General features: G+C 31.4%; 9 protein-coding genes. 7 read left to right on the top strand and 2 right to left on the bottom strand.

The annotated features are described in order from the left end of the window. Positions 1–598 precede the first annotated feature (598 nt). Positions 599–1,363, top strand: coding sequence for a hypothetical protein (locus EDD66_RS18170; RefSeq protein ID WP_123611013.1), 765 nt, complete (start codon positions 599–601; stop codon positions 1,361–1,363). A 61-nt stretch (positions 1,364–1,424) separates the two neighbouring features. Next, positions 1,425–1,949, top strand: a complete 525-nt coding sequence (locus EDD66_RS18175; RefSeq protein ID WP_123611014.1) for a hypothetical protein — start codon at positions 1,425–1,427, stop codon at positions 1,947–1,949. A 434-nt stretch (positions 1,950–2,383) separates the two neighbouring features. Here the strand turns inward: EDD66_RS18175 and EDD66_RS18180 are convergent, their stop codons facing one another. Beyond that, complete coding sequence (locus EDD66_RS18180; RefSeq protein WP_123611015.1) at positions 2,384–2,956, bottom strand: hypothetical protein; 573 nt, start codon at positions 2,954–2,956, stop codon at positions 2,384–2,386. Positions 2,957–3,317: 361 nt separating this feature from the next. Next, complete coding sequence (locus tag EDD66_RS18980; protein WP_123611016.1) at positions 3,318–3,434, bottom strand: helix-turn-helix domain-containing protein; 117 nt, start codon at positions 3,432–3,434, stop codon at positions 3,318–3,320. Positions 3,435–3,828: 394 nt separating this feature from the next. Between EDD66_RS18980 and EDD66_RS18190 the strand changes: the two genes are divergently transcribed. From EDD66_RS18190 to EDD66_RS18210, 5 genes are all read left to right on the top strand, one after another. Beyond that, positions 3,829–5,259 (top strand): ABC transporter substrate-binding protein, encoded by a 1,431-nt coding sequence (locus EDD66_RS18190; protein ID WP_123611017.1) that lies wholly within the window; start codon positions 3,829–3,831, stop codon positions 5,257–5,259. Between the two features lie 132 nt (positions 5,260–5,391). Further along, positions 5,392–6,309 (top strand): carbohydrate ABC transporter permease, encoded by a 918-nt coding sequence (locus tag EDD66_RS18195; protein WP_330511495.1) that lies wholly within the window; start codon positions 5,392–5,394, stop codon positions 6,307–6,309. 15 nt (positions 6,310–6,324) lie between these two features. Further along, on the top strand, positions 6,325–7,164 hold the full coding sequence (locus EDD66_RS18200; RefSeq protein ID WP_123611018.1) for a carbohydrate ABC transporter permease: 840 nt from the start codon (positions 6,325–6,327) through the stop codon (positions 7,162–7,164). 10 nt (positions 7,165–7,174) lie between these two features. Next, positions 7,175–8,287, top strand: coding sequence for a glycoside hydrolase family 130 protein (locus EDD66_RS18205; RefSeq protein WP_123611019.1), 1,113 nt, complete (start codon positions 7,175–7,177; stop codon positions 8,285–8,287). Positions 8,288–8,330: 43 nt separating this feature from the next. Next, on the top strand, positions 8,331–9,368 hold the full coding sequence (locus tag EDD66_RS18210) for a LacI family DNA-binding transcriptional regulator (protein ID WP_123611020.1): 1,038 nt from the start codon (positions 8,331–8,333) through the stop codon (positions 9,366–9,368). Positions 9,369–9,465 lie beyond the last annotated feature (97 nt).

The following is a 9,465-nucleotide window of genomic DNA, read 5'->3' on the forward strand; positions in this document are numbered from 1 at the left end:
AAAAGAAGGGCAGAGATCACACTAATACTATATTTTTGTGCAGGACTAAACGCAACTAAAACATAAAAAAAAGAATTTAAAAAATCATTTTAGGATCATATCATAAAAATATGTGTGTAGGAGTAAATTCCAGTTGAGAAGTATTTTAAAGGGAATATACGGAATTTAAATTTTCACTTTACGAATATATGTTACCACATATTAACAACAGATTTACAAAAAAACACAATTTTATGTTGATGTATGTAAAAATTTAGTATATAATGTAAAAACGGATGTTAATGAGAGGAGGAAATATTATTAATACAGTCATCAATTCAATTAATGTTTATTACATAATTAAATTTTAATTGATTTTAAATTATCTTACTATTAAAAAGTAATTAATAAAAATCAAATAAGTGTAAGATATAAAGCAAAAATCTAAGTTATACAAATCATTTAGAAATATATAATTTTGTATATATTTTAAAATAAATTTTTAACATTCATACACATTGTATTGTTTTACACTTAATAATACTATGAATGATTTGTGTTCTTGGAGAAAGGTAACTAATAGATAATTTTATTTAAAAAGAGTATAGGAGAGAGTAAAATGATTAAAAAGGCAAAAAGAATAATTTCATTAATGTTAATATTATCTTTAATATTAATACCAAATGTTAGTATAATATCAAAGGCTGCTGATTTGACTAGTGATGTACAAAATAACTATCAAATAATAAGTAATACTAACAAAGAAATAATAGTACAGTATGATTCAAATAATACTATTTATATAGCTACTTTTGATAAGAGCACAAGAGAAATATCTCTATTAGTCGATTCAAATGATATTGAGAAAGAATTTGACGTAGATATTGAAAGTTATTCGGAAAAAGAGGGAGTAGAAGGAATAACTTTAATTGACGAAAATAATACTAAATATAATTTAAATAATAATGAAATAAGTGCTTCGTTTGCAATACCAATTGGTATTGATATAACAGCGGCGCTCTTAGAATTACTATTGCTACTAGGTCGTGCGCTTATTATAGGCGGAATTGCATATGTTGCTGCAGAAGAAGTGACTTTAGAATTAGAAAGACAAGATCGTTATCAATACTATTTAGCATATTTGGATTACAATACAAGTACTGTTTTTGTTGGTGATGGTTGTAGTAGGCAATCAGCAATAATGAGAATGCAAATGAATAGTAAACAAAGTGGCATAATGGCAGTTTCATCTTCATATGCAAGAGGGTTATGTTCTTCTTTAGGTTTATTAATTGGTCCTGAAAATCATGGGGCGGGTTCTGGCTATTGGAATCATTTTCATGGTTCAGCATATAGAAACGCACATTGCTGGTACATTGGTTAATCTAATATAGAAAAATTAAATTATTATGCTAACTAAAGCATAAACATTAGGAGGAATAATTTTGAGAATATTCAAATTTTCACATGATTATGATAATTATTATAAATTTGATGAACTTATTGAAATATGTTTTAAACATACTTCATTCTTTACATTAACGGAACAAACTAATATAATAAGGCAGATACCAGATAATGAAATGATTTTATACAGAAAATTCGAGAAAGAGTTAAAACCATTTCTAGTCAAGAAATTTGATACTACCAAATGGTATTGTTATTATGTAACGGAACAAAATAAGTTAACAATTGATGTCTACAAGTTTAATGAAGAAACAAAAAGGATTTTAAATTCATATATTGATAACCTATTTTTTGAAGCAAAAAATAAAAGAGAATCGTTAAATATGCCTATGGATATTTGCTTTTTTAGAAAAAATAAAACACTATTTTTAGGAACAGTATCACATGAAAGTATTGCTAGTTTTTATCTTTCAGATCAAGAATATAATAAAATAAAGCTGCCTGCTGAATTTGTTGAAGTTGATAAACCGTTAAGTAATTTTGATATTACATTACCAATATAATTGAATAATCATGTGAATTACTTTATTCGCTCCGTCAGTATAAAAGGTATAGTCTATTGAACTATACCTTTTAATTGTATTACACATGAAAAAGAAGTCATCAAATAATGATTTCATGGTTGCAAAAATCTTATAAGAATGTTTACATTCTTTATGTAATATAGCTTTTCATATTAATATTTCTCTTTAGTTAAAGTAATATTTATGTTTTATCATATATTAAGAAGTAGTATAAGAATTCATTGGTATATATAATTTGATTTTACGTCAATTTTTGACGACATAAAGAGGTTCTTATTGACTTTAAAATAGTCATATTTAATCAATATCAAATACCTTTATAATGCTAAATTTTAATATAGTAATACACAATTAGGATACATTATGGTAAAATATATAATAATAAGAATTGAATGACGGTTTGCACTAACATGTCATTTTCGGAAGGAGAACCACTCTCTGAGGAGTTTATTATTTGTATGAAATTGTGTATAGTAATAATTACATTGCTCAAAGGTTTCCCATTTCTCAACTTCAGCTTTTGTATGTTTTGATGCAATATAATTTTGTGTATCTTCAGAGCTATCATATATTACAACATGAACTTTGCTAATTTTTTCACGAGTCTCTTTAGTAATTGGAGGTATATAAATATTATCATTTAAATCTTTTGGAATCAAAGAATTATCAAGTAAAATCTTACATGTTGCTATTCTGCGGTTACCCTCTAAAACTATTAAACGATTATTCTCATCAAAATAGCAAGATATACTAACTTCATCGTATAATCCACCATAGTAAGCTATTCTTTCAGCAAATTCTTCTATATTAGTATAACGTATTAGATATTCAATGATATCCTTTTGAGAGATAGTCTTGTTATCTCCTTTTATTAATGAAGCAAATCTAGGGTTTTTCTCATCTAGCCATAAATCACTTATATCTACGATGGCATGCCTTCTATTAGTTAAAAGCTCATTTAATTGATCAATATATTGTATATTCATTTTTCTCCCCCTTATCTTTGGCACTTAGTATATAATAATAGAGCCCTGGTCACTTGACTAGGGTTTTAATGTAATTACTTATTATATTGGTATTCTTTTTTCAATATCAATTAAGGTAAGTATAGTATTGATATTGAAAAGAAAGATTAATCAAATCTTAAATAATAAACATTGCTACTTGTGGATATTATCCGGTCTCTTTGGAATTTTGTGAAGAAGTGGAGTTTGTCTGATCTTTATATAATTGTATCATCTGTCCTTTTATATAATCTTTATCCTCGTCATTTAATCTATTGTAATAATTAATCACCTTAACATCTTCATCAGAGAAGATTACATTAGATTCACTTGAAGAAATATTTTATTTACTTGTACGTCCAAGTAAATAATCTAAACTTACGTTAAAAAAATCAGCGATTTTTACTAATGTTTGAGCATCGGGGGTACTATAATTATGTTCATAATAAGATATATACATTAGTAAAAAATGGAGTACTATCTTTCAAAAAAGCATTAATTTAATGTTTTCTTGAAAGGTTTATACTATATAAACTTTTATTTATTAATAGGAAATTTCTCAAAAGTCAAAAATAGTGCAGTTTTTTTATGGTCTTATAAAACGATTCCATGAGAGCATTATCATGGAGATTTCCTTTACAGTAAAATATAAATTATCACTCTGGTTCTAAGGGGAAAGAGGATAAAAAACATAATTTTCAAGAAAGAAAAAACAAAAATTCAAGTAAATCAAGTTTGAAATTCAAGTAGGAAGTTGATATTATTTATATCATAAGCGACTGCAGTAGCTATTATGTATTAAAGTGAAATGTGTATAACAAGTGTTATACATCATAAAAATGGAGGTAAATTCTATGAAAAAATCAGGGTTTATGGAGAAAACAATTAGGGGTGTTATCGCATTTGCATTGATCAGCACACTGCTTGCAGGGTGTGGAAAAAGTACTGATAATGGAGTAAAGGAAGATATAAGTAAAGAAACCAGTGCCAGTGGTGGAACAATTGACGTAGATTTTTGGACTGCTCCAGAACAATATAATTTAAAAATCTGGACTTCATATGCTGACAAATTCAATGCAGCAAAGGTAGAGTTAAATGGTAAAACAATCAAATTAAATGTGCAAATGATGCCGGCACAACCGTCCTCAGAAGCTGGTATCCAAAACGCCATTGCAACAGGTACAGTACCTGCAATTTCTGAAAATATAAACAGAAGTTTTGCAAATATACTTAACAGTTCGGAAGCACTTTATGATATTAGTAGTGAGGACTGGTATAAGGATATTGTTGCAGAACGCCAGATTGAAAATGTAATGGAAGGATGGGAAATCGAAGGTGCCCAATATGTAATTCCATTATATGTAAATCCAATCGGATATTGTTATAACAGTAAAGCGTTGCAGGCACTTGGTGTGACTGAAATACCTCAAACTATGGATGATTTTAATACATTACTTACAAAATACAAAGATCAGGGAGATACTTTAAGCAAAGATGGAATTTCACATTTTATGTATCGGGCAGAACTTTTGAATGCAGCAAATTACTGGGAAAGATGGTTTGATATTGAATCTCAATATAATGCATTTTCAAAAGGAACTCCACTTGTTGATGGCAATATGCTTACAGCAGATAAAGATGCTTTAACAAAAGTATTTGCTCTTTATGGTTCCATTGGCGATAAAGTATTAACAGGTACTATTGATGGTCTCTGGCAACAAGAAACTGTTCCAGTTGTTATGGGCATTGGCCTTCCATGGGATGTATCAGCAAATATAGCGGCAGGAAAAACTTATGGTATCGATGGTGATTATGTGTTTGGGCCAACTTTAGTAGAAAATGAAGGTGATACTCACTACAATTATGCAGATTCAAAAGGAATTGTACTTTACAAAAATGATGCAATTTCAGAGGAAGAACATCAAGGAGCTATAGAATTCTTAAAATTTGTATTTACAGGTGAAGGAAAAGATACTTTTGATATTGACTGGTTGAATGCAACAACTATGCTTCCTGTTAGAGGTGATTTAGAAGCCAATGATATGTTTGCAAGCTATTTTGGAGAAAATCCAGCATTAAAAGACATTAGTACTTTTGTAGCAGATGCAATTCCTGGAATGGCACATGAAAAAGGTGCTGATATTATAACAGCATTGGGTGAAAAAGCAGTTGCTCCTTTTGCAACCAATCTTTTACCAAGTGTGGGAATCAATGAAAATCCAGATGTATCTTCTTATGTGGATGATGCGATGGAAGCTATGAAAACAGCAGGTGAACTTGAATAATTACTACGATGCCCTATGAAAGGTGTCATATCCCTGCATCTTTTAGATGCAGGGATATATTTTTTGATTGATTAGAAAATGAAAAGAACAATTTGTTTCAAATATTTTGGAATGATGGAAAGGAGCAATGGAATGAATAAAAATATTGGGGCAGCCAGTAAAGGCATGGTGAAGCGAAAAAGAAAAAATACCGGGATTGCCTGGTTGTTTAATGTACCATATATTGCCTATTCAATGGTATTTCTGTTCTTACCTTTAGGATGGGCACTTTGGCTTTCTGTAACAGATTGGAATCTAATGTCACCGAATTACAATTTTGTAAAACTTGATAACTTCATCAATTTATTTAAAGATGAAAAGGTTCAGGCTGCATTTTGGAATTCACTTCGTTATTTGGTTCCAATTGTTATATTGTGTTTTGTTTTAGGTGTGGGAATTGCTCTTTTAGTTTCAAAACTTCCTGAAAAATTAAAAGGTTTCGCGGCGGTTATGTTTTTTATTCCATATCTTACATCAGGTGTTTCTACATCTGTCATGGTAAAATATCTGTTTAGTTACAATTCAGCTCTTAGCGTTTTTCTTAGGGAACATTTTAATCTAAATGTGAACTGGCTTCAAAGCAAAGCTTCCTTTTGGATTTTAGTTATCATGATTGTGTGGAAGATGGCAGGATATTATGCGCTATTTGTACTTTCTGGCATTGAAGGGGTATCGGAAGATGTTTATGAAGCAGGGATGCTTGATGGGTGTACAGGGATTCGTAAATTATTCTATATCACTTTACCAATGATTATGCCTACCATTACTTCTGTAGTTACTCTGGCAGCAGGACTTTCTTTTCAGATTTTTTCTGAGCCATTTTTACTTACCGGAGGAGGTCCGGCATTAGCGACAACAACCTGGCAGTTAGAAATCTATAATGCTTCCTTTACCAGATTTCGTGCAGGCTATGGTGCAGCTATGGCAATTGCCAATGCAGTGCAGATATTTGTTGTGATACAATTAATCACATGGTTATTGAATAAATTAAATAAGAAATTTGGTTGGTAAAGGAGGATTTATGGAATGGGCCGAAAACGAAAAAAAATAAAACTATCTACCATAATTATTACAATAGTGACACTAATTATATTGGCAATCTCTCTGTTCCCATATTATTATATGGTACTCCAGTCATTCTTACCATGGAATATGGTTGATAAGGCTCTTTTGCCAAAAAGTATATCTTTAGATAGCTACAGATACCTCTTAGGAGGAAACAGTGCAGGATCTGCAGATCCATGGCAATGGGTCAGGGCATTGATTAATTCCTTTGTGGTAAGCGTACCTACAGCAATTATTTCTGTGTTGGTTGGCCTGATGACAGGATATGCAGCAACCCATATGGAATATAAAGGGAAAGGATTGATATACTCTTCTTTGCTCTTTCAAATGTTTTTCCCGATCATTATTTTATTAGTTCCCAGATATATGCTGATCCGTCCACTGGCGAATAATTATCTGGGTATGTTACTGCCTCTAATCGTTTCCATTTGGGGAATATTTATGTATATTAATTATTTTAAAACAATTCCCAATGTTGTCTTTGAGGCAGCTAAAATAGACGGGGCAACTCATTTTCAGATATTATTAAAAATTGCATTGCCATCGACAAAATCAATAAGTATTATAGTATTTTTATCCGTCTTTATGACAAGATGGAATGAATTAATATGGGATATGCTTGTTGCTCCAGATTACAAAATGCAGACACTGAATGTAATGATTTCTACACAGTTTAATCAGAACTCAACTGTACCGGGGCCAATGTATGCAGCTTCCGTATTGTTAACATTGCCTGTAATTATTCTATTCTTATGTTTTTCAAAATACTTTAAGGAAGGCATCAACTTTATGTTAAAATAGGTGACTAATCATGAAAGAACAAACAATAATAATAAATGATACAAATATTGCACGATGTGAAAATAACCCTCTCCTTACACCCGATATGGTAAAACCATCCTGTGAGGGCTTTATTGTAAAAGGTGTTTTTAACTGCGGAGTGGCAAAATATAAGGAAGAATACATTCTTCTTTGCCGTGTTGCAGAAGCAGTCAAGTCGGATAGTGAAGATGTTGTGAAATTTCCTGTTATAGTAAATGAAGATGGAAAAAGCTGCTTTAAAACAATTACATTAATAAAATCAGAGAATTCAGAATTATGTTTTGATGATAGCAGAACAATTACCCGTGGAAAGGATGGGAATAGTAATGTGGTTTATCTGACCACTTTATCCCACCTGCGGATTGCACGTTCTAAAGATGGAGTACATTTTACCATTGATGAGCATCCAACCATTATGCCTAATGCAGAGAATGAATGTTGGGGAATGGAAGATCCAAGGATTACCCGGATTGATGACACATATTATATCAATTATACAGCAGTCTCACCATATGGGGCAGAAACTGCTTTGATTACAACGAAGGACTTTGGAAACTTTACAAGAGAAGGGTGTATTTTTCTGCCGGAAAACAAAGATGTTACCATTTTTCCGGAAAAAATCAATGGAAAATATTATGCCTTTAATCGCCCTGTGCCAAAAGCAATTGGGACACCTGATATCTGGCTTTCTGAATCTAATGACCTGATTCATTGGGGAAAGCACCAACATTTTTATGGTGTTTCAGATACAGGATGGGAGAACGGTCGAATTGGCGGAGGTGCACCTCCAATTAAAACAGAAAAAGGCTGGATAAAAATATATCATGCCGCAGATAGAAACAGTCGTTATTGTCTGGGAGTATTTTTATTGGATTTAGAAAATCCAGATAAAATTCTGGCAAAATCAGAAAAACCTTTATTAGAGCCTGAAGAATATTACGAAAAAAACGGATTTTTTGGTGAAGTAGTATTTACATGTGGATGTTTATATGAAGATAATAAAGTGATTATATATTATGGAGCAGCAGATGATACAATCTGTCGAGCTGATATATCACTAGAGGAGTTATATAGCCATTTAGGGATAGGAGAACAAAGTTAGAGCACAGTTTGAGGATGAATATAAATATAGTGAGGAGGAAGTCATGAAAGCTACAATGAAGCAAATTGCAGATTTACACGGAATATCAGTAAATGCGGTGTCTCTTGCTTTAAATAATAAACCAGGCGTAAGTGATGAAATGCGGAGTAAGATTCTTCGTACCGCAGAGGAAATAGGATATTTAGAAAATAAAGATAAATTTGTACGGACTTTCTCACGAATGAATTTATGTGTGATGATGCAAAAAAAATATTCCAGGGATATGAATTTCTATGGAAGGGTTCTGTATGCAGTAGTAGAAGAGGCCAAGAGAAATGGATATGACATATTAATGAACTTTTTTGATGACAATAATTTGGAAGTACCTACAATGATTAGTGACCACAGGGTTGCAGGAATCGTTATTATTGGAAAAATAAACGATGAGAATATATCTAAGCTTCAAACATACCGTATTCCTATTATACTGGTGGATCATGCATCCCTGACAAAGAGTGTAGATAGTATATTAACGGATAATAAATTGGGTGGATTTATTATAACAAAGTATTTAATTGATAAGGGATTTAAAAAGATCGGATTTTTTGGTGATTTAAATTATTCATTAAGTATCAAAGAAAGATTTTTTGGTTTTAAAGAAGCATTGGATAGTTTCGAGCTAAATCATGGAATAGTTAATATGACACTGGATGAGTATATCGGAAAATATTCCGTCACAGAAGATATTGAGGAAGCAGTACTTTCTAATGATATTAATAAAATGACAGAATGTATAAAAACAATAGATCAATTACCGGAAGTATATATATGCTCCAATGATAAGGCAGCAATTCTGCTATTATCGTCTCTTCAGTCCTTAGGTTATCATGCTCCAAACGATATTTCAGTAGTTGGATTTGATAACATTGATATGTGCGAGAAAATCAATCCGAAATTGACCACGGTGAATGTTAATAAGGAACTGATGGGGAAACGTGCTGTACAGCGCCTCATATATCGTATTTCTCACCGAGATGTTGTTTCCGAAAATGCAGTAATTAGTGTTGATTTAGTGGAACGTGACTCAGTTCAAATGCCGTGAATAAAAGGGGCTGTAAAAAAACTCCCCTAAAAGAAAAATCGCTGTAGGCATAGAGCTTACAGCGATTTTTTGATATAATTAGTTATGCGATTAACTA

This window comes from Mobilisporobacter senegalensis, from assembly GCF_003752155.1.
Lineage (GTDB): Bacteria > Bacillota > Clostridia > Lachnospirales > Lachnospiraceae > Mobilisporobacter > Mobilisporobacter senegalensis.